The organism is Olsenella sp. KH1P3, from assembly GCF_900167315.1.
GTDB lineage: Bacteria > Actinomycetota > Coriobacteriia > Coriobacteriales > Atopobiaceae > Olsenella_J > Olsenella_J umbonata_A.
The window spans coordinates 46,378-69,891 of record NZ_FUWQ01000007.1 but is presented as its reverse complement, the minus strand read 5'-3'; the positions used below and the strand labels follow the sequence as shown (position 1 = coordinate 69,891).

The 23,514-nt window shown below is 60.1% G+C and carries 1 protein-coding gene (only partly in view); it reads right to left on the bottom strand.

Going from position 1 to position 23,514, the window contains the following annotated elements:
* Window positions 1-23,514, bottom strand: part of the annotated coding region (locus tag B5D13_RS08625; protein ID WP_159444014.1) for a BspA family leucine-rich repeat surface protein (this coding region is incomplete at its 3' end). Its footprint begins 15,926 nt before the window's first position; 23,514 of its 39,440 annotated nt are in view.

Sequence of the window (23,514 nt, the reverse complement as noted above, 5' to 3'; positions counted from 1 at the left end):
CCAGAAGTCCACGGTATCGCCGGCCGTCGCGACCGCGAAGGTCTCGCCGACGGCATGAAGGGCGCCAGAAGGCGGCGTGTTGATGCTGCCGCGCTCGCTGTTGTTGGGATCGTACGTGATGAAGTGACCGACGATCGACCACTGAGCATAGAGCGTGACCGTCGCGCCGTCGGTCGTCGTCAGGTTGTCGAACTGACCGCCGTCGGTGAAGGAACGGCCAGATCCGTCGCGCTTGGTGTTCCAGCCCGCAAACGTGTACCCGTCGCGCGAGAAGGACGTCGCGACGATGGGAAGGGCATCTGGTGTGTCGAAGAGCGCGGGAATGGCGACGATGCCCGTGCCGGTTCCGCCGTTGCCGTCAAAGGCGACCTCGTAGGCTATGGGAACGAAGCGAGCATACCAAGTAGTACCGGGGAACCAGACCTCGTCCACGGTCTTGGTGGGAGCGAAGGAGAGGTTGCGGGAGACCCAGGCGCCCTTGGAGGTGTACCAGCCGTCGAGCTTGTAGCCCTGCGCGGGCGTCGCCACCGAGCCGGTGGGCGAGCCGTCGCCCGCCCTCACGGTCTCCGCATCGGGGGCAACGCTGCCCAAGCCGGACTCGACCGCGTAGTGCAGCGTTGCGTACTCGGGCGTGAACCACGCGTACAGGGTAAACCCGCTGGTAGTGTCATCGATTCCCTTGAGCGTCGCAATCTGGGCAAAGCTCATGCCCTCGCTGACGCGGCCTTCGTCGAGGTCCTCGGTGTTATGAGTGGGGCTGTGGTACCAGCCGATGAAGAGGTAGCCGACGCGCGAGGGGGCCGCGGGAACGATGTCGGTGGAGTCCCAACCGACGTCGGTCCTGGTGGGAATGTACGAGCCGTCCTGGGTGTCATAGTTGACCGTGTAGAGTTTCTGGGTCCAGCGTGCGAAGAGCGTCGTGTTCACATCCATGGCCACGGCGCTGACGCCAGGTGCAAAGGCCACGGGTCCATTGGCCGAGAGGGACCAACCGTCCAAGCGCCACCCGGCACGACGGACGTCAGAGGTGCCGGGCAGCGTCACGCTCTCCCCTGCCGCGGCGGTCACCGAGCTCGGTGCTTCCGAGGAAACCCAGGCTCCACCATTAAGATTGTACGAGATGACGGTGTCGCGCGCCCACAGAGCGGTGAAGACGAGGCTCTGACCCTCGAAGTTCACGGGCTGGATGGCGTTGGCCGCATAGGTGACGCCATCGGAGCCGAGCCATCCAGCGAACGTCCACGTGACGCCGTCCTCGGCCGTCTTGCCAAGTGGCAGGCCTTCGGCAGTCGCGGGACTCGCGAACGCCGGAACCAGATCGCCGTCATTGTAACCGTCGAAGAAGGTTCCCGAAGAGCCGAGGTCCCAGCTGCCGTGCTCTCCGGGGAGGTAACTGACGGAAAGGACCTGTGCCCAGAGAGCCGTAAAGACGGTGCTGCCCTCGATGGCCACTTGGGTCGGGTTGAGCGTCTGCCCGTTCTTGACGGTGCCGTCGTCGAGGGTCATCTGCCAGTTCCAGGCACGAATCTCGTATCCGGAGGCCGCCGTAGTCTTCACACCCTCCATGGCATCTGCAGATCCATAGGTGACGTAGCGGGTGGAAGCAGTTACGGTTCCCTTGGTGCCGTCCTCGGTTCCATAGGTAACGGAGTAGAGGCGGGCTGACCAGACGGCGTAGAGCATCACGTCTCCGCCGGCGCGCGAGGAGAGGTTCTTCACGTACGCCTCGTCGGCATACGTGGCGTCGCCCGACGCGCTGGTAGACCAGCCGATGAAGTCATACCCGTTGCGTTCGAAGAGGTTTTTAGAGAGAGCGCGCTCCACGTCGTAGGTGAACGTCTGGCGCGCCATCGAACCCGTGGCGTCGGGAGTCCCCGCAGAGTAGGAAACGGAGTAGGTGATGGGACTCCAGTGCGCGAATAGTGTCGTCGGGCTGGTGGGCATGGCATACGTCGAGCTCGGGAGGTAAACGACGTCACCACGGGAGGTCGTGGAGAAGCCGTCGAGCACATAGCCGGCACGCTCGAAGCTGCCGCCCGAAGGCAGGTGCATGGAGTCGCCGCTCTTGAGGCTGTAGCTGCGCGTGGTCGTGGCAGAGGAGGGCAGGTGGCCACCGTTGCCGTCAATGGTGAGAGCGAGCGTCGCCGCCGTCCACTGGGCGTAAAGCGTAACGTCAGCGCCCTGGGCGTCAGACAGATTCTTGACCGAGGCGCCGTCGGCCACGTACGTACCGGATCCGTCGGGCGCAGTCGTCCAACCAGCAAACGTGTAGCCGGTGCGCGCGAAGCCGCCCTGGCTCGCCAGAGGAATGTCCTGGGCGATTCCGTAGGTGAAGTGGATTGGATTGAGCGAGCCAGTGCCGCCGTTGGCGTCAAAGTAAAGCGTGAAGTCGTGCGCCGTAAACACTGCGAAGTACTCGGTGGGATTGCCCCAGATGGCGTAGGACCCGACCGAGGGATCGTACGGGTCCTTGGTGGGCACATACGCAGCGGACGTGGAGACTACGTTGCCGTCGGCGTCAATCCAGTGGACGAACATGAACCCCGGACGCGCATAGGCGGCAGAGCCCGTGGCAGTGCCAGTGACGGCCGAGAGGACCTGGCTCTTGTGGTTGACGTAGCCACCGTCGGTCGGCGTACGAACGCCCGTCGTAGCGTCGACCGTAACGACAGAGTAGACGATCTTGCCGCTCATCTCCTCCCAGCGCGCGTACAGCGTTCCAGCGGAGCCGTTGGCAGAGGAGGTTGCGATGGCTGAGAAGGGCGTGTTGGCATCGGCCCGAGCCGCGTCAGCCGCCGTGGAAACAAACCAGCCGCGGAAGACGTAGCCCGTCTTGGTCGGGTCGGCGACGCCGGCGAGAAGGTTGCGGTCGTTCCATCCGATGCCGTTCTTGCTGGCCTGGGTCGACCCACCACCGGTATCGAAGGCCAAGACATAGGAGCAGGCCTCCCAAATCGCGTATAGCGTCGTGTTCTGAGAGAACATCGGGATGGACGCGCCGTCCGCGTACTCGACGGGACCATTGGAGCTCGTCGACCAGCCGGCTAGATCGTAGCCGCCCCTAGCGACGTCAGAGGAGCCAGGAAGCACGACGTTTGCGCCCGTTGCAGCGCGCACGGCAGAAAGCGATCCGGGGCCCGCAGACGTCCCGCCGTTCGCGTCGAAACTCAGGACCTGGACATCAGCCTCGAACAGGGCGACAAAGACGAGGTCGGAGGTGACGGTGGAAGGAAGCGAGTCGCCACTGAGAGTGGAGTAGCTCTGCCCCGCGCCCCGCCAGGACCAGCCAACGAAGGTGAAGCCGGCCTGGGCCTTGGGGTTGTTGTAGTTGCGGGGGTTGGTAGAGACCGTGTCCTTCTCGCCCGCGAATGCGGGAAGTACGGACCCGTTCGCAAGGTCAGTCCAGTATGTGAGTCCGGACTCGTCCGCAAAGGCGCCATGGTCGCCACGGTCATAGCGGACCAAGAACACGTCGTCGTCGATGAAGGTCGCGATAAACGTGACGGAACCGGTGACGGTAAGGTCAGACGGGCTGCCGACGAGGCCCGAGACGGCCTGAGACGTGCCGGCGGGCACCATGCTGTAGGCCCAGTACACGAGCTTCTTGCCCGACTCAGGAACCGCCGCGGGAATCTGGGGGCCGGAGAGTCGTGTGCCCCAGTCGATGTTGACGATCGTCGCACCCGTCAGCGCGCCGCCGACCCCAGCCTCGAAGGTCACGGACTGGGGAGCAGCGATCCACTGCGCGTAGAGTATCACGGTCTGCCCGTTGGACGCGAGCGCGCTCACGACCTGGGCGTTGGAGTAACTGTCACCCGTCCCGTCCGCCTTCGTGTTCCACCCGGCGAACTCGTGTCCCGCAAGGCTATAGGCGTTGGCGGTGATTGCCTTGGCGACGCCGTACACCATGGGCTCGTCGGGCATGCTGCCCGTCGCGCCGGAAGCGCCCGGCCTGAACGAGATGGTGTAGTCGAGGGCATTCCAGCAGGCATAGAGCGTTACCGTCGCCCCCTGCGTGGACGACAGATCAGCGGTGAGCAGCTCGACGTCGGCGAATGAGGCGCCGGAGCCGTCGCCCTCAGTATTCCAGCCCGCGAACGCATGTCCGTCGCGCTTCAAGGCCGCGGCTGAAGGCAGTTGGACGTTCGTCCCGTAGGTCTTCTGGATGGAGGCGACGGACCCCTCGGTCGCGCCGTTGCCGTCAAAGGCAATGGCGTAGGTGATTGGGGCAAAAACCGCGATGTAAGACATGGTCGCAGGCCACTGGGTGCCGGACTTGGAGATGGTGAAGCTGGCGGTCGTGGAGACGGTGGCCCCGGTCGCGGCGTCAATCCACTTGACGAAGATGCGACCATCGGACGGACGTGCGACGGCCGTGATGGCCTGGCCGGTGACGCGGCCGATGGTCTCGGGACGCCAGGTGGCACCCATGTTAACGCCGCCGGCGTTCTCGATAGTTCCACCGTCACGCGTGGAGAAGACAACGCTCGACTGGAGCTCGTTCCAGTGGGCAAACAGCACGATTATCTGGTTGCTGGTATTGAAGTCATTGACCAGCTGACCCGAGCTGTAGTGCGTACTGTTGGAGGCGTCGTCAGTGCTCATGCTCCAGTACGAGAAGGAATAGCCGTCACGGTGGATGCCGTCGGACGTTCCGCCGTCGGCGATCTGGTAGTAGACTCCATAGGTCGCGTTGTCCTGCGGAATAGAACCGGTGCCTCCGTTGGCCTGGTACTGGATGATGTAGGTCATCAGGCCGAAGTGCGCCGTGAACGTAACGGAATGGAAGGAACCGTCATGGTAGGCGATACGGTAGACGACGTCGGGTGTGATGGAGTTGGTGCCCGTGATGACCTCGTCGTTGTAGTTGTTGGTCCAGCTGACGACGCGATAGCCGTACGAGGGCGAGGCGACGCCGCCTACGCCGGAGGCAACAGGCGAGCTTGAGAGGATCTCCTCGGTCGCGCGCTTTCCAGAATCGAAGACGTTTGTCGAGCTGACCGTGCCGTTTCCGTCGGCGAGGTAAGTGATCGTAACGTTGCCGGCCTCCCAGACCGCGTAGACGGTGACCGGCAGACTGTTGTCATCGGGGCTCTCGAAATCGTAGAAGTGCGTCTCGTTGGTGAGTTGGACGGGGTCGTCCTCGCTCTCGACGTCGAAGAACCAGCCCACGAAGCTATAGCCCTCGCGCGTCGGCACGACGGACGGAACGAGGTTGACGGAGTCCCAGTAGACGTCGGTGCGGCTGTCGATCGCGGGGATGCCACCCCTGACGTCGTAGTTGACGGTGAAGTTGCCGTGGGGCGCCCAGATGGCGTAAAGCGTCTGCGCGTAGGTATAGCGGTCCACGCCCGCAGTCGTGTCGTAGGTGTACCAGGTTGCAGTGACGCCGTTCACGGTTACCGTGCCATTCTTGACGACCTGGTCGCTCTCAAGCCACGGCATGCGGAAGGTGTCGCCGTTGAGGTAGCGCGTGCCCGTTCCGTCGGCGGTGGTGCACCACCCAATGATGTCGTAGCCCTCAGCCGAGACCACGCCGTTGTAGTCGGGAAGCTCGATGTCCGTGCCGGCGTCCTTGTTAATCTGCGTGAACCCGATGATTCCCTGGTTGAACTGGGCGTTTGAGTTGTTCTTGTCGAACGAGAGCGTCGTCTGGTCGACGGGTGCCCACATGGCGTAGAGGTTGGTGACCTCGCCGAACTCGGCGTCGGTGGGGACGATGGTGGAGCCAGGCGCGAAGGTGGGGTACTCGCGGCCAGATCCGTCAGGCTGCGTATTCCACCAGAGGAGGCGCCAGCCCTTTCGCTCGTATCCCGTCCACTGGGAGCCGCTGAGGTTGGGGTCCTCGAAGGTATAGCTGTAGTTGAAGGGCGCGAAAACGTCGGGCATCTGCAGCGGGCCACCGGTCTCGTGGCCAGCCGCAGAGCGGTTGAACTTGAAGATAGTGCCGGGATACCAATGCCAGGTGACGGCATTGCCCTTGTTATTCTCGACGTCATAGATGTCGAGGAGCTCGGAGTTGGTCTTATAGGAGCCAACCTTCAGGTCAGGACCATTGGAGCCCCTCAGCCAATCAACGCGCCAGCGCGCGGCCTGGTTGTCTGCGTGATAGAGGCCGGAGTTGGTCAGGATCGAGCCGTTGTCGAGAGACAGCTCGACGAGCGAGGTGGTGCCGGTGAACGCATTGGTCCGCGGCGAGGACAGCGCCATGTTCCAGCCTGTAAGGCGGACGGTCGTGAGGGCAGAGTCGCCCTTGAAGAGGTTGGCGAAGGACGTCGTGGTGCTTCCCACCCGCATGTTCGTGCCATCGAACTCGATGAGCCCATCGTAGAAGCCGTTTGTGTTATTGAACCAATCGGAGAGGTCCGTCGGGTTGATGAGATGGCCGGACTGCGCGTCGCCCTCGATGTACTTGACGGCGCCAGAGTTGAGAACGACCCTCCAGGGCATCGAAGTGCCGTGGTCGGCGACGATGACGGAGCCCGTGGTGGAGCTGCCGGGATTGTCGACGCCAAAGGTGAGCGTGCGAGAGAGCTGGTCGTAGCGCCACCAGGCAGCGTCATTGGACGGGAAGCGGCCACCGATGTCGTCGGTCTGCCAGACGTAGGTCTGGACGCCGAGCGTGCTGCCGATGCCGGCGAGCGAGGAGGGATACCTGCGCTCAAGGTCAGCGCTTGTACCGAGCCAGTTGTTCTCGGAGCCCTGGTTCTTCCAGGAGTGCATGAGAGTCGTGCGGTAGTTGAGCTGACCGGCGACGCGCTTGGTGACCGTCCAACTCGTACCCGCGAGACTGACCTGGTCATCAAGCGTGAGCTCATTGAGCGAGTCGAGGCCGTAGAGCATGTCGCCGTAGGAGGCGGGCATCTTCCAGCCGGTGAGGTTGACGCTCTGGAGCTTCTTGAGGTTGCGGAACATGTTGCTGACGTTCGTGGCAGAGCTCATGTCGAGGCCGGAGCCGTCGTAGTCCAGGACGTTGGAGAAGACCTGCTTACGAGCATAGGTCGTATAAAGGCTGTAGTTGGAGAGCGAGTTGCCGTCGGCGCCGGTGACGAAGTAGTTCCAGCGGTAGTCTTCCATGTAGGAACCGCCGTTGTGGCCGATGCCGTACGCTCCGGCGAACCACATGCTCATGTCACCGGGCTTGGCGCCGCCAGAGGTCCTAATATGCTCCACGGAGCCAGGTTGGAGGATGTCGAACCAGGGAGCGTTGCTCCACCACAGGGCAAGGTCGCCGGAGTACATATCGTAGGCACCGCGGCCGTCGCTCCAGCCGACCGCCGAGCTGGAGTCGCTTCCGGTCGTGAAGTTAGGAAGCGACTTGTTCGTGCCGGGTCCAGCACCATACCAGAACGTCTTCGTCTGGCTGTCGTAGGCCCAGAACGCATTGTCGTTCGGGCTGAACGAGCGACCGACGCCGGGCGTCCAGACCAGCGTTACGGCACCAGCGGGGTGCTGGTTGTGGGTAAGGTCGGTACCGTAGCGCACGTTGGCCAGGTGCGTCGAAGTGTCAAACCAGGTGTCGGTCCCTTCTCCCGTGCGCCACGTGCCATTGTCCTGCCCGCGCGCGACCATGCTGGCGGCAAAGCCGGAGCCGTAAAGAATGACGTTGGGACCGACGCTGACGGTCGAGGGGCTCGTGCCGGCAAACATGTTGGTTAGGTCGGCGGCAACCTCCACAGCCGGCTCCTCGGAAGTGCTGCGAGCCAGGTTGTTTCGCATGTCCCACGCGTCAATCTCGATGGTGGAAAGCGCGGTGCAGCTCGAGAAGAGCGACGCGAAGGAGGTCGAACGCGAGACGTCGAGATTGTTGCCCAGGAACTCCAGAAGCGCGGTATGGCCCTCGAACCAGCTCTGCATGGAGCGTGGCGTGAGGAGCTGCCCCGCGCCGTTTGCGACGGCCTCAAACTTGTGGATCTTGCCCTGCGCAACCGACGGGCGCCATGGGAGGCTCGTGCCGTACTCCGTCACGACGAAGTCGTCAGAGTCGATAACCCCGTCACCGGTCACGTCGACGGGGTTATCGACGATACCGACCTGAAGGGCCTTCGTCTCGGGGTCGTAGAACCACCAGGCGTTGGGGTTGCTCTTGAAGAACTCCTTGGTGACCCAGTCATACGTCACGACGCCATGACCGTTGCCGCCCGAGGGATACAGCGAGATGAGGGCCGCGGTGGAGCCAGGGTCAGAGTCATCGTTTCCGACGACCTTGGCGTCTCCGTTCATCCAGTTACCGGAGTTGGGGACGCGCGTCGTCGTCCCAGAAAGACCGGTACCCGCAAGAACGGAGCCACCGCCCAGCGTGAGATGGGTGATGGAATCGAGGCCATCGAGCATGTTGGAGACGTCATGGCCGACGAGGTTCCAGCTGCTGATATCGAGCGAGACAAGCTCCTGGTCTCCCTGGAAGGCCGAGGAGAAGTCCACTACGTTAGAGGTGTTCCATTCCTCGGTTCCCGTTAGGGTCTCGAGGGAAGTGGCGCCCGAGAAGATACCGGCAAGCGAGGTCGCGGCGCTTACGTCCATGCTTGCCACGTCGGCCTCGGTCATCGCGCTGTAGCCCGCAAACCACCCAGCGGGATTATCGACCTCGACCTTAAGTCCGTCGACGTTGAGGGAGCTGTCTTGGAAGACGAGCTTCTGCAGAACGGACTTGATGCCCTGCCCGCCGGCATCGGGCGGAGCCAGCGAGCCCCACGGCAGGTGGTTGGCATCCTCTTGCACGTGCGTGTTGCCGTCAGTTCCGTCATAGCCGATGGTCAGGGTATGCGTGTTGAGGTTGTACTCCCACCAGACGCCCTGGTTGGAGTCAAAGCGCCCGCGGACGACCTCTTCCCAGGTGTAGGTCGCGGGCGTCAGGCTGTTGCCGCCCGCGGGATAGAGGTCCGCAAGCTTCGACGAGCTGTCGGCCCACACACCGTCAACCGCTGCGGCGGAGTCATCGCGGCTCCAAGAACCGTCGCTCTTGCCATGGCCCTCGAGGTTGTCGGAGAGACCCGTGCCGGCAAGCACCGTGCTTTCGCCCGTCTTGATCTGGGTGAGATCCCCGCAGCCGTCGAGCATGCCCGTCAGGCTCATGCCCCGCCCCTTCATGTTCCACTGCGAGAGGTCGAGGTACTTGAGGTTGGAGCATCCCGCAAACATGTAGCTCATGTTATTGGCGGCGGCGGTGTTCCAGTTACGGATGGGCGACTGGTCCTCGAGAGAGACGCAATCCTTAAACATGGACGAGAAGTTCTGAACGTTGCCGGTCGCCCACCTTGCCAGAGGCGTAAGGTCGCTCAGGCCCGAGGCGCCCTCGAACATGGAGCTGAAGTCGGTGGCGGAGACCGTAGACCAGCCGTCAAGCTGGTAGAAGCCGCCCTCGTTCGTGAGAGCGCTAACACCCTTGAAGACACCGGAAAAATCAGTGACCGAACTGGTGTCCCAGTCCCTCACGCCGGCAAGGGTATCGAGCATGGAGTCACCAGCGAACAGGTTGCTAAGGTCCGTGGCGCCCACGACGTCCATCTGGGAGCCATCGAAGGACGTGAGATTGTCGTATCCCGCAAACCAGCCCGACGGGGTCGAGAGCACGATTCCTCCCCTGCTGCCCACGGAAGTAATATTCGCGAGCCCAACGACGTCAATCCAGGGAAGGTCATCGGCAGACATGGCCACGGACTTCTCGGCACCTCCGTCTGCACCCAAGATCAGCTGGCTCGTTGCGTTCTCGTAGAGCCACCAAGTGTTGCCATTGGGCGTAAAGCGACCGCCGCGGAAGTTGGGGTCCCACACGTAGGTGAGCTGAGAGGTGAAATCGCTGCCGGCGGCGCGGGCAGGATAGCGGGATGCGAGCCTCGAGGAGCAGTCGAACCAGCCGAGGTCCTCAAGCTTCCACATGCCGTCCGAGGGCCCGCGGCCAGAGAGCGAGTCGGTGAGGCCCTGGTCTATGACTGAGCTCCGTCCGGCGACAATCGTTTGGATGCTCGTGCACCCGTCGAGCATGCCGGAGGTTTCCTGCGCAGAGGTCATGTTCCAGCTGGAAATGTCGAGGTTCGTAAGCTTGAAGTCGTCCTTGAAGAGGTCGGAGAAGTCGGTAACGCCGCTGACGTTCCAGGAGGCAATGGCCGCGTTGCTCGCAAGGGAGTCCATCTGGGAGAACATGCCGCTCATGGTGGCAGCCGAGCTTAGCTGCCAGCGCGTGATGTTCGAGAGGTCGGCAAGGCTCTCGTTGTCCCTAAAGACGTTCGAGAAGTCACTCACGTTGCTGACGTCCCAGGTGGAGGTGTGGCTAATGCTGTTGAGAGAGATGTCTCCGTCGAAGAAGCCGCTCAGGTTCTCAACGCACGAGACGTCGAGACCCTGCCCATTGAAGGAGGTCATGGCGATGTATCCGGGTTCCTCGATGAGCGAGAGGTCCTTTACCGAGAACCTGTACGTCCTCCTCGTGTCAGCGATTGCGCCACCACAGATGCCCAGGTAGAATCGCCCGGTGTATGGAGCTGTGAACGTCACGAAACGACGCTGGTAGGAAGAGGCGCCGGACTCGAGGAAGGGGATCACGGCCACGCGGCTGCCGCGTGTGTCGCCGCGAACCGCATAACGGTTGACCTCGACGCCAGGAAGGCCGCTGTTGTCGAGGCGCGTGTACGCGTCACCCTTCATGTAGAGCATGAGCGTGTAGGTCTTCCCCGCCGTCAGCTCGAGGGCGATTTGCGTGTACGCATTCTCCCAGCCGCTATCGCTATAGATGGAGATCTCCCCATCGCCACTCAGTGAGATGTTGCCATGGTCTCGCGTCCAGACGGAGAGGGTCTTGTTAGCAGCGGAGAGCATCTCCTTGGAAGCATAGGGAGAGCTGGCAAACCAAAGCGACGCGTCCTCGGGAAGGACGATCTGCCCCTGGGACGTGACACCGAGGACGTCGGCGAGGGTCACGATGCTGAGCCAAGGAAGCTCGTCGTACTTCTCGCTTACCTCGACGCGTTGGTCATCCTGGGTTCCGAGGGTCAGGACCCTCGTGGCCTTGGTGTAGTACCACCAGGCGAGCTCATCAGAGTGGAAGCGGCCACCCAGCTTCGTGTCGTCCCAGGTGTAGATGAGAGCGTCGCCTCGGCTGTTTCCGCCGAGGGGATAGAGGCGAGAAAGGCGGGGCGAGCCGTCGAACCACGTGCCGTCGGCGAGGACCCAGCGGCCGTCCTTCGAAGTGCGCCCAGAGAGCGTGTCGTCGAGGCCGGAGGTCGCGGTCGCATCGAAGGCATCGTCATCATCGAGCACGTTCTGCTCGTCGAGAATGATTGTGTCAAGCCCCGTAACGCCAGAGAGCATGCCGTCGACAGTCGTGGCCTCGCTCATGTCCCAGCCCGTGAGATCGATAGCAGTCATGCCCGAATCGCCCGCAAAGACGTTGGAGAAGTCGGAGACCGAACTCGTGTCCCAGGCGGTAAAGGCGTAGTTGTTCGCCAGGCCGGTGTCACCGCGAAGGAGCCCGGAGATCGTCGTGGCGCTGGAGGTGTTCCACCCGTCGACGTTACTGACTGTCGTCAGGCGAGGGTCGTTGGCGAACATCAGCGAGAGATCGGTCGCGCCGCTGACATTCATGAGCTCGCCGTCGAAGGAAGTGAGGTTCGAGTAGTTCGCAAACCAACCAGAAGGGTTGAGGAGATTCGCATTGCCCTCGGAGTTGATGGTGTACACGTTGGCGCGGCCGGGGACGGTGGCCCAGGGGAGCTGGGAGGAAGTCTCGGTGATGTTTCTGTCACCGCCGTAGTCGGCGCCAATCGTCAGAACGTGAGTGCTCTTGTTATAGCGCCACCAGGTATTGAGATTGGAGAAGCGCCCACCGAGGTTGGAACCGTCCCAGTAGAACGTGAGGTCAGAGCCGTTAGCGGCACCAACCTGCGAGTAGACCGCGGCCAGGCGCGAGGCGGAATCGAGCGTGTGCTCGTAGAGCCCCTCGATGGCGCTCGAATTACCAAACCAGGTGTAGGAGGACAGGTACCAGCGTCCGTCGTCATCGTTTCTGGAGCTGATGTCGGAAAGTCCCGTCCAGACGATGGAGGTCGGGCCGAGTGTAATCGTGTCGAGGAGCGTTGCATTGTAGAGCATGTTGGTGAAGTCCGCAGAGGTGGACATGTTCCAACCGGAGAAGTCGACCACGCGCAGCGAATCGGGGTGATAGAGGAAATGGGAGAAGGATGTCACGTTCGAGACATCCCAGTTGCTGATGGCGCTGGCATCAGTGAGCGCGTTGGCATCGTAGAGGAACGAGGTCATGTTGATGACGTTTGAGACGTCCCAGTTGGCGATTCCGGAGAGATTGGCGAGGGAGCGTGCGTTGCAGAACATCTCGGTGAGGTCCGTGGCGTCGGCAAGGTCCCAGTTGGAAATGCCCGTGAGCGTCGTGAGGCCGGTGCAGTCGCGGAACATGCGATAGAAGCTCGTGGCCTTGGAGGGATCCATCGCACCACCGTCGAACGTGACGAGGTTTCCGTACCCGTAGAACCAGCTGGCGGGATTGTGGGGCGCGATGTTGCTGCGGGCGACGACGTTGTTGGTATTGCCGGCAACGGCAACACTGTACTTGAGCCACGGAAGCTGGTCGCGTGTCTCGTAGACGTCCAGGTTCGTGCTGTTCGCGTCAACGCCGAAGGTGAGCGTCCTTGTGAACGGATCATAGGTCCACCACGCGGAGGTATTTGTGGTCGTAGCTCCACTGTTGGCCAGGAAGTGGCCTCCAGGCTGCCCGTTCTGCCAGTCGTACGTCATGGTCTCGGCAGGGCGCGTCACGTCTGCGGCATAGCGGTCCGCGAGGTTGGCGGTGCCGTCGAACCAATAGCCACCGCGCAGCTGCCAGCGGCCGTTCGCCGCCGCATGCCCGGAGAGGGCCTGTCCGAACCCCGTGCTGTTGGTGGAAGTGGAGGTGGAGCCGCTCTCGGAAAGAACGACGTTCTGCCCGAACGTCACCGTCGAGAGGCCGGAGCAGTTGTTGAGGAAGCCGGTTCGTCCGCCGCTCGTGGGAATGCTCGCACGCATGTCCCAGCTCGAGATGTTGAGGTTGGTGAGCAGGGTGTCACCGCTGAACATGTAGGCGAACGTGGTCACGTTGGAGGTGTCCCACGTGGGAGAGGTCAGCACGACCTCAGAGAGAGACGTGTCATTCGCAAACATATAGCTCATGTCGAGGGCGGAGGAGGTATTCCAGCCGTTGATGTACTCGACGGAGTTGAGCGCACGGCAGCCGTCGAAGGTGTGGGAGAAGGACTCGACCTTGCTGACGTCCCAGTTGCGGAGGTAAGAGAGATCCGTGAGCGAAGAAGTACCCCGGAAGGTGCTTGCCAGACTCTCGACGTTGGAGGTGTTGGTCCACAGCTCGATACCATCGATGGTAGAGAGACTCGCGTCATCCTTGAAGAGGTTGGCGAGGGAGGTGAAGCGCTCGGTGGGCCAGGCGCCAATGCCCGTGATGGTCGTAAGGTTGGGGTCATTCTCGAACAGGCTCGCGATGGATCCGTCGAACTGGTCGGAGAAACGCAGGCCCGTGCCGTCGAAGTCAATCAGGTTTGCGTAATCCTTAAACCAACCCTCGGGGTTCGTGAGCTTGATGCCGCCGCGGACGACGATGTGGCGAATGTTGGAAATGAGCGCGTTCCACGGGAGTCCGGCCGGGATCTCGGTGGTCCCGTTGATCGCCTTGTCGTCGACGGTAAAGTCAGCCCCGACGACCTCGGTAGTGCCGATGGTCAGGGTCTGGTTGCTCTCGTGATAACGCCACCAGGTGTTGGTAATGCCCGAGCCGTACCTGAAGCGGCCGCCGGGCTCATTGGACCAGACGTACTCGTAGGTCCCCGCGAAGGCGGCACCGTCCGCCGTGTATAGCGCGGCAAGAGCGGAGGTGCTGTCAAACCACTTGGCGTCGTTCCTTTCCCAGGCGCCGTCGACAACCCCGCGACCCAGGAGACTGTCCGTAAATCCGGTTCCGGCAAGAATAGTAAAGTTGTCAGAGACCTTGACCGTCGAGAGAGCGTGAGCGCCAGCAAGCATGTTAGAGACGCTTGTCGCCTGGTCCATGCGCCACTTGGAGAGGTCGACAGTGTCCAGGACGGTGACGGCGTTGTCGGCACCCGTCAACGAGTTAAGCATGTTAAACATGTTCGAAAGGTCTGTGCCGACGACGTTCCAATTTACGAGACCAACCGCATTCGCAAGGTGGATTGCGTTGCGGAACATGGACTCCATCGAGGTCACGCGGGTAGTGTTCCAGGTGGCAAGGTTATCGACCGCCTCAATCGCGGTGTTGCGGAACATGGATGCCATGATGACGTCCTCGGACTGGTTGATCTGCCAAGAGGCCAAGCCCAACAGGTCGTAGAAGGACGCGTCATCGCGGAACATGGACGAGAAGTCGACAACTCCGGAGACATCCCAATCGGACATGTCTCCGACAGACGAGAGCACGCCGTCGCTTTGGAACATCGAAGCCATGGTTGTGACGCCAGAGGTATCCCAGTCGCCAAGCCCACTGACCGTTGTGAGGGCGGGGTTGTTCGAGAACAGGTTGGAGAAGTTCGTCGCATACCCCGTCACGACGCCGCTCATATCGATGGTGACCACGTTGCTGTAGGTGGAGAACCAGGACTGAATGTTGGTGGGCGCTAGGCTGCCGTCAGAGACGACCGAATAAATGTAAGACTGCAAGCCGTGACTGGTCCTCGTGGTGTTCCAGGAGCGCAGGAAGTCCCAGGGGATGGTGGAGGCCCCCTCAACGGTGACGCCAGATGCGACCTCATTCACCTGGCTGTCGGCGGCGACGCCTGTGCCATGAAGCGCAAGCTCGCCGTTGGCATAATGCCACCAGGTATCGTCATTGGACCCGAAGCGACCCGCAATCTCCCCGATAGAGAGCTCGTATATGCCCTGCGATGCAGCTCCACCGTGGCCGGCATACGAAGTCATGAGCTCCTGCCAGGATCCCATCCAACCGTCTTCCCCGCGCTTCCAGACGCCTCGCGAAGTAACGCCCTGGGTCTTGCCCTGGGTGGCCGAGGAGCCGAGGAGCTGGTAGATGTTGTGATCGGACGTAACGGTCAGGTTAAAGCCGACGGCCTCGACGTTATCCTCGACGGTCATGACGATATAAAGCGTGTCACCCTGGACGGTCAGTGTGACGCCGGTCATGGTGCTTCGACTCCAGCTGCCCTGTGAAACGCCGTTCCTGTTATAGATGGTGACCGTATCGGCATGGTAACCGTTGTAGTACCAGGTCCTGTAGCCCATCTTGTAGTAGGGATCCGAGCTAAAGGTCACCGTGAGGCTGGTGGCCCCAGGTGAGTAGACGTACCAGGTGTTCACGCCGAGGCCCGTAGCATAGCGCGTATAGTTGTGGGCACTCTCGACCACGAGCGCGTAGGTGGGACCGTCGGCGTCGGGGTTAAACTTGTCGCCAAGTGTCACCTTGGTGAGGGAGACGCACCCCGTCAGGAAGCCCGAAACCGTGGGGGCGGTCGCGCGACCGTTACTCGCGGTCATGTCCCACCCGCTGAAGTCGAGCGCAAGAACGGAGGACATGCCCCTAAACATGTTGTTAAAGGTAGTCGCCTTGGTAGTATCCCATTGAGAGATACCGGTCACGTATCGCAGAGACGAAGCTCCTTGGAACATCGAGGAGAAGTCCTCAACATTTCCGGTCGAGAAGCCCGAGAGGGAATCGAGAGCGGACAGGGCCGAAGTTCCCTTAAATGCAGAGGCAAAGCTTGTCATCTCGGAGGTGTCCCAGTCGGAGATGCCCGTGACGCTTTGGAGCCTAAGATCATTCTCGAAGACGGATGCCATGCCGAGGCAGACGCTCGTGTCGAAACCCTCTCCGTCGAAGGACACGAGGCTGGTGTAATTCTTAAACCAGCTCGAAAGGTCGTCCATCTTGAGGTAGCCGCTCGTGGCAGTCTTAGTGGTGACGGACGTCACGCTCACGGCGGGAACGATGGCAACGTTGACGTTGCCGGAGCTGGGCTTAGTCCAGGGAAGCGCGGAGTCACCCATCCCCAGCGCCGTCTCGGTCACGTGGGTTCCGTTGGCTCCAAGGTCTCCGCCGTCCACGCCAATCTGGAGCAGCCCCGTTCCGGCACCAGACTTGGTGTAGATCCACCACGCGTTTCCGTTGGAGAGGAACCTGCCGCCCAGATGGTTTCCGTCCCAGTTATAGGTAAGCTTGCCCGTGGGGTTAGTCGCTGTCGAAGCATAGCGGTCAGAGAGACGGCTAGTCGTATCGAACCAGATCCAGTCACCAGCAGAGCTCTCGAGCAGCCACATGCCGTTGGTGTTGCCGAGTCCGACGAGTGTATCTTCGAAGCCCGCGTCATCCATCAGGACGCTCTCGCTCAGGATCAGCCTGCGAATTCCAGAACAGCCCGCAAGCATGTTGGTCCTCGAATCGGCGTCGTCCATCGACCAGCTGTGCAGGTCGAGCTCGGTCAGAAGGGAATCGTTGTAGAACGCGCCGCTGAAGTCAGTAACGCCCGAGGTGTTCCAGCCCGAGAGATCCGAGAGCGTGCTGAGGCTGGTCGTCCCGTAGAAGACATTCTTGATCGTAGTGAGGTTGCTCGTGTTCCATCCCGAGATGCCCGTAATGCTCGTAAGTCTGGTGTCGCCCTGGAACATGGACTCCATCGAAGTGACGGACGAGAAGTCGAAGACGGTCCCGTCAAAGGTCTCGAGCAGGCGGTAATCATAGAACCAACGCTGGAAATTGACGGGCACGACCTTGCCCCTTGACGCAGAATCGTACCAGAACGACGAAACCTCGGTAACGCCATTGGGGTCGTTAACGTCATCGAGGAGGACGCGCCACGGCAGCATATGGTCCTCGGTGCCGTCATCATATTCGGTCACGATCCCGTCACGCGTCGGGTCGGAGATGCCCACAGAGAGTTTGCCGTTGTCGTAGTGCCACCAGACGTTGTCGTTAGAGAGGAAGGTGCCCAGTAGAACGCCCTCGTTCCAATCGTACGTTGCGGTGTAGTACGTGGGAGAAGTGCGCGTGTTCTGCTGATAGCGAGCGGCGAGGCTGTCGGTGTTGCCAAGGGACTCGCCGCTACGTGACCAGGTTCCCCATTTTGCTCCGTGCTTTACGAGCTCGTTTCCGAAGCCCTCGTCATCAGCATCCAGAACGACCCCGTCACTCACCGTGATGTGAAGGAGGGACTCGAGGCCCGTAAACATATCCTTATACGTGATGGCAAGACGCGTCGGAGAAAGGTCCATGTCCCAATTACGAATGTCGAGCGTCTCGAGCTTGTTATCTCCCATAAACATGCCGTCATAGCAGGTAGCGCCGTCGACCTGCCAACCCGAGACGTCAGTCAGGCTGACAAGCGAGGTGAGTCCGGCAAACGCATTCTCGAACGTCTGGACGCGATTGACGCCGTTCCAATTGGAGAGATTTAGGAAGGTCGTCAGGGAGCTGTCGCCGTAGAAGAGGTTCTTCATGCTCTCGGTGCGACTCGAGTTGATGCCGATGGCGTCGAACGATGTCAGCTTGGTGAGGCCCTGGAACCATCCCTCCATGGAGAGAGGTGAAATACCGCCTTCAGAGGTGACCTTAGTGATGCGAGTGAGCGTGGAAATGGCGCTCACCCACGGCATGACATGGCGTGAGGTGCCGTCACTATACTCGTTGACGACACGGTTGTCGGCCGTGCTGACCGCACCGACCGTAAGGGTTCCAGCCTTGCTTCCGTTGGCCTGGACCTCGCGATAGAAGACCCACCAGGCGTTCTGGTTGGAGGGGAACCTTCCGCCAAGCCTGTTGCCGTCCCAGTGATAGGTAAGCACTCCCGTCGGGCGCGTTGCGCCGACACCGAAGCGCTCATTCAGGACTGCCGAGGTTCCATAGCGCTTCTCGAGCTCGGCAGAACAGTCAAACCAGACCTCTGTGGCACCATCCGAGAGCACCCAGATGCCAAGCGTATTTGCGCGAGACGAGAGTCCGTTGATTCCGGACCCATAGATAATCGAGTCATCGGAGAGCGTAATGGTCGCGAGGATGCCGCACCCGGAAAACATGCCGCTGCGGCTTGCGCCCTCCTGGTTTTGCCAATTCTCAAGGGAGACCGTGGTGAGCTTTCCGTCATTCTGGAACATATTGGCAAACGATGTCGTGCCAGAGACGTCCATGCCTGAGCCGCTAAACGTCGCCAGGTTCGAATAGCCTGCAAACCAAGAGGATAGGTTGTCTGGGGCAATACCGCCCACACTCGAGACGGAGTAGATGCGGCTGACTATGTTGAAGACCGTGACCGTAGTCCATGGGAGCTCGTTTGAGAGCTCGGAGACCGTGAGATCCTCGTTGTCGGCCGTCTTGCCCGCTCCAATGGTCAGGAGCCCGGAATTGTAGTCATATATCCACCATGCGTTGTCGTTGCTGGGGAACCTGCCGGAGTAGCGGCCGCCAACCCAACGATAGGTCTTCTCCCCCACTTTGTGGCCGTTGGTTGCTGATGATGTCCCATAGCGCGCGTTGAGGTTGGTCGAAGAGCCGAACCAAGTCTCGTCAGTCGTAAGCCATGACCCCGCGTTGGGATCGCGGGAGTACTTGTTCTGGCCAGCAACCTTGCCGAGATTGACGTTATCGAGCCCCGTTCCCTCAAGGATGACACCATTTCCGAGCGTCACTAGCGAAAGCGAGCGACAGTTGAGGAACATGTTGGTGCGGGTCGAGCCGGCATCCATCACCCAGCCGGAGATGTCTAGCGTCTGCAGGGAGGTCGCCCCCGACAGGAAGCCTTCGAATGTGGTGACACCAGAGACGTCCCAAACCGCAACGTCAACAAGACTGGTGAGCGACGAGGCGTTGCGGAACATGTTGGCGACCGTCTCAAGCGAGGACGTGGTCCACTGGTCAAGGCCAGATATAGTCCTGAGGGAGCTCGCCCCATCGAACATGCCGGCGAGGCTCGTAACGCCGCTCACGTCCCAGCCGCCAAGGCCGGTCACGGTCGAGAGCGCCGAGCAGCCGGAGAACATATTCGCGAGCGTTGTGTTGGCAGACACATCGAAGCCCTGCCCGTCGAAGCTCGCGAGACTCTTATAGCCCGCGAACCAGCTTGTGGGATCCGTGGCTTGGAACATATTGGCACTATTGGACGAGACGGCGGTGACGCGGTCCGTCGAGCCGATTGCGGCCAGCCATGGCATGGGCGTCTGAGCCGTATGGACCTCGGCGATGACGTTAGTCTCTCCGGCGGGAATCGTGGACTCGGCACCAATGGCAAGCCTGCCGCCAGAGAAAGTCCACCAGGTATAGTCGTTCTCGAAGCGACCGGACAGGACATTGGCGTTCCAGCTGTAGATCTGCTCGCCTAGGCCCGAACCTCGCCCGGAATGGTCGTTCTGGTAACGGGCAACTATATTAGATGTGCTACCAAACCAGGCATTGCCGGTCGTAGACCACGAGCCGTCGGAAGGCTCACGCGTATTGTCGAGTTCGTAATCCGAGAAGCCCGAGCCCTCGAGACCGACACCATTGCCAAGCGTGACGGTCTTAAGCGACTTGCACCCCAGGAACATGTCGTCTCGACTCGCGCCAGAGTCCATATTCCAACCGGAGATGTTAAGCGTCTCGAGCTTGGCGGCCCCGGAAAGGAAGCTGTCAAAGGTCGTAACCCCCGAGACGTCCCAGGAGTAGATGTCAGTGAGCGTGTAGAGCTCACCGTCACCCTTAAACATGTTGGAGACATCAGTGAGCGAAGCCGTATTCCACCCACTAACCCCACCTAGTGTCGTCAGTGAATCATTGTCCTCAAACATGGACTTCATGGAGGAGACAGTGGAGACGTCCCAGGTGCCGAGGCCTAGCACGGAAGAGAGATAGCCATCATCGTAGAAGAGCTTCTCAAAGGTTGAGTTGGAATGAATCTTCAGGCCATGGGCCTCGATCTTCTCCAAAGCCCAATACTCCATAAACCAACGGTCGAGGTGGGTGGGCTCAAGGTCGGCACCGGCCTCGATGACAATCTGGTGGACATTGTTGTTGACAAACTCACGTCCAAGGACGGTCTTCCAAGGCTGCGCAGTGTAGACCTCCTCGACCTGGCCATCATATCCTGCGCTCTGGAATGTCGTGCCGAGCGTAAGGACCTTGCCTTCGGAATCCCACTTCCACCATGCGTTGTCATTCGAGGCAAAGCGCCCGCGAATATTTCCAGGCTTCCAGGTATACGTCGCGATGCCAGAGTAGTTGGGGCTCGAAAGGCGTGTGGAGTCGTAGCGCTTGGCGAGGTCGGAGGTATTGCCGAACCACGGATCGGTCCCAGCGGCCGATGCGGCGTCATCGCGCTCCCAACTTCCCACGTCGTTCGCACGAGAGGCATTGGAGTCGAATCCGGTTCCATCAAGCTTGACGGTGTCATTGATGATAAAAGAGACCAGGTTGTCGACACCACTAAACATATTGGTACGCATCACATCGGGCATCTGCCAGCCTGATAGATCAATCGTCGTGGCAGCCTTAGCATCCCTAAAGAGTTCCGTGAAGTCGAGGGCAGCCCTAACATCCCAACCCGAAAGGGCGGTAATCGAGACGAGGTCCTTATCGTTACGGAGAAGATACGAGAAATCGCTCACCTGAGAGACGTCCCAATTAGCCAGACCCTCAACCGACGTGAGGGATCCGCAGCCGTCAAGCATTCCCGAGATGGAGGTAACGCCCGACATATCCCAATTCTCGAGTCCGGAGAGCGTCGAGAGCGTGTGGCAACCACGAAGGAAGTATGCGAAGCTCGTAGCCGCGCTCGCGTCGAGGCCAGAACCGTTAAAAGACATGATGCCGGTATACAGATGAGCGGAATAGCCGTCGCTGTTAGTCGAGTTAAACCAGGCGACAGGATTCTCGGGAGTGACACCGTCGAGGAATTCGACGATGCGAATCTGGCGAAGATCAGCCAGAACGCTGAGCCAGGGGAGCTGATCATAGGGCTCAGAAACATTCTTGCCCAGAGGGGAATTGACGTCGCCAACGCCAATAGTCAGAGTGCCAATGTTCGACTCACCGGGATCGAAGAGCCAGTAGACGTTGTCATTGGAGACGAATCGTCCGGAGAACATGCCACGAGACCACACATATATATAAGTAGCATCCTGCGACCCCGAAGCATAACGGCTAATCAGGTTGTCACCAGACCCAAACCAAGCCTTGTCATCGGTAACCCAGGAGCCATCAGCGGGAGTATGGCTCGCAAGAGTAATGCCAAGGCCAGAAGTGGCACCAAGTCGGACATCGGGACCAAGCGTTAGCGTCGAGAGGTTGGTGGTCCCGGTAAACATATCTGCATCGGAGGTGGCCGAAGACATGTCCCAGCCATCAAGGTTGATTACCTTAACCGAAGAACCCCTAAAGAGTTCCGAGAAATCAGTTGTGCCAGAAACATCGAGACCGCGTCCGTCGAAGGACTCAAGATTGGTGTAGGAGCTGAACCAAGACGCAAGAGACGTAGGCGCAAGATTGCCAGTGGAAAGAACTTCACGAACCTGCTTGACGGTAACCTTTCCTTCAACAAGCCAGGGCGCGCTCTCACGACTGGAAAGAGTTACGGACTTGTTGGCTCCGCCGTCGGCGCCGAGGGTAAGTTTATTTGAATCATATTTCCACCATGCATTGTCATTGTCGGAGAAACGACCGCCGCGCTGTCCCGCATGCCACGTGTAAGTAATTGAATCGTTGGGGAGAAGAACGTTTGAACCCGTGTAGCGACTCGCAACATTGCTTGAAGTTCCAAACCAATCGGCAATGCTAGCATCCCAAGTTCCGTCAGTAGCTTCACGATTCAAATTGAATCCATCGTTCGCAAAACCTGAACTAGTAAGAACTGCATTCTTCGAAAGAGTAATTGAATTGAGGTTCGAAACACCCTTGAACATATCAGCAAGGTTCAGATTCGAAACTGAATTCATAACCCAACCGGTAAGGTTCAGTTCAACGAGTGCAGAGTCATTCTCAAGAAGGCTAGTGAAGTTCGAAACGTCGTTAACAACAAAACCTGAACCGTCAAAAGATGCGAGGATTGAATAATTGGCAAACCAACTAGCAAGTGAACTTGCCTTAACTGAACCCTGAACAATAATGTGAGCAATCGTATCGCGCGCGACGGAGGGAAGCCAAGGCAGAGAGTTATAATTCTCGTTCAGGATAATATTGCTAGCGTTTGAATCGCCTGCGATTGTAAGGGTCTTTGACTCGGTGTCATAACTCCAACTGATGGTTGCATCCGAAACGAAGTGTGACTGATATTTAAATGTGTAAGTAACGGGAGTAGCCTCGGTTACTTTCTGAGCGTACCTAGCAATAATCTCGCCAGTGGTAAAAGGAACGTTGGAATTGTTAAACCAAGTACCAGCCGTATTACCGCGACTTACTGAATCACCGAAGTTTGTGTCGCTCAGGATTACATCGTTCGCGACGGTAAAGCTCTCGATTGAATTGAGACCGCTAAGCATGTTGACGCGATTATTGGCCCCAAACAAATCCCAGGACGAAAGATCGATGGCGACTAGAGACTCGCAACGGTCGAACATCTCCGAGAGGTTCGCCCCACTGGCAGCGCCCGTCCCAACGAAGTTCGTAACGTTGACGAGATTGGAGCATCCCTGGAACATCTTCGAGAAGTTGGAGATGCCCGTAACAAGAAGCCCCTCGCCATCAAAGCTGACGAGGGAGCTGAAGTTTGCAAACCACGAAGCAAGAGAGGCAGGATTGACCTTCCCGACAAAGCGAATCTCGATAACATCGGAGGGCGTGATGGCAGACATCCACGGAAGGGCGCCACGCTCTGAGCTGGAGGCGGAAAGCCTCAGCTTTTGGGCGGTATTGGAGCCGATAGTGAGTGTACCGTTAACGAAGGTCCAATACCCGGTTACACCGTCCTCCCCCGTAAACGTCTGGGGGTCCGAGTAGTTCTCGGCGGCAACGCCGAGCGCGGGAGTGGGGCGAAGGCCATTGGAACCCTCCTCCGAACCAGCCGGAACCTCTACGCCCTCAGAAAAGAAGCTCTTCTCCCCCGCTACGGACCGCGCAGAACCTGCAGGTTGGTCAATGGTGACGTCGTCATCGGTATCCCCCTCTTCCTGAAGCTGCACGTCAGGCGAGGCGACCGAGGGAGCAGTCTCGGTAGCGTCACCAATGGTGGAGCCAGCAGCATCGGTCGTGGTATCGAAAGACAAAGCCGCCTGGTCGGTCGAAGGAAGCACGTCGTCAGATACACCGGTAACCGAGGTCGCGGGAGCAGTCGCGGCCTGGTTGCCCTCGGAGGACGGAGCAAATATTGCGGCACCGGAAGGAGCGGTCGCCTGCTGCGTGGATCCCGCAGCATCCGTATCAGGCGCAGTCGCGGGAGCAGTCGCGACGGACGCATCAGAGGCGAAGACGTCATCGGCGAGCGCCGGATGCGCGGCAAACATGGACGCAAGCATAGTCATCGCCAGCGCCATGGCAAATACGGCGACAAGGCGGCGGAGAAAACTCTTATAGGGGGTGGGTGCGTCCAT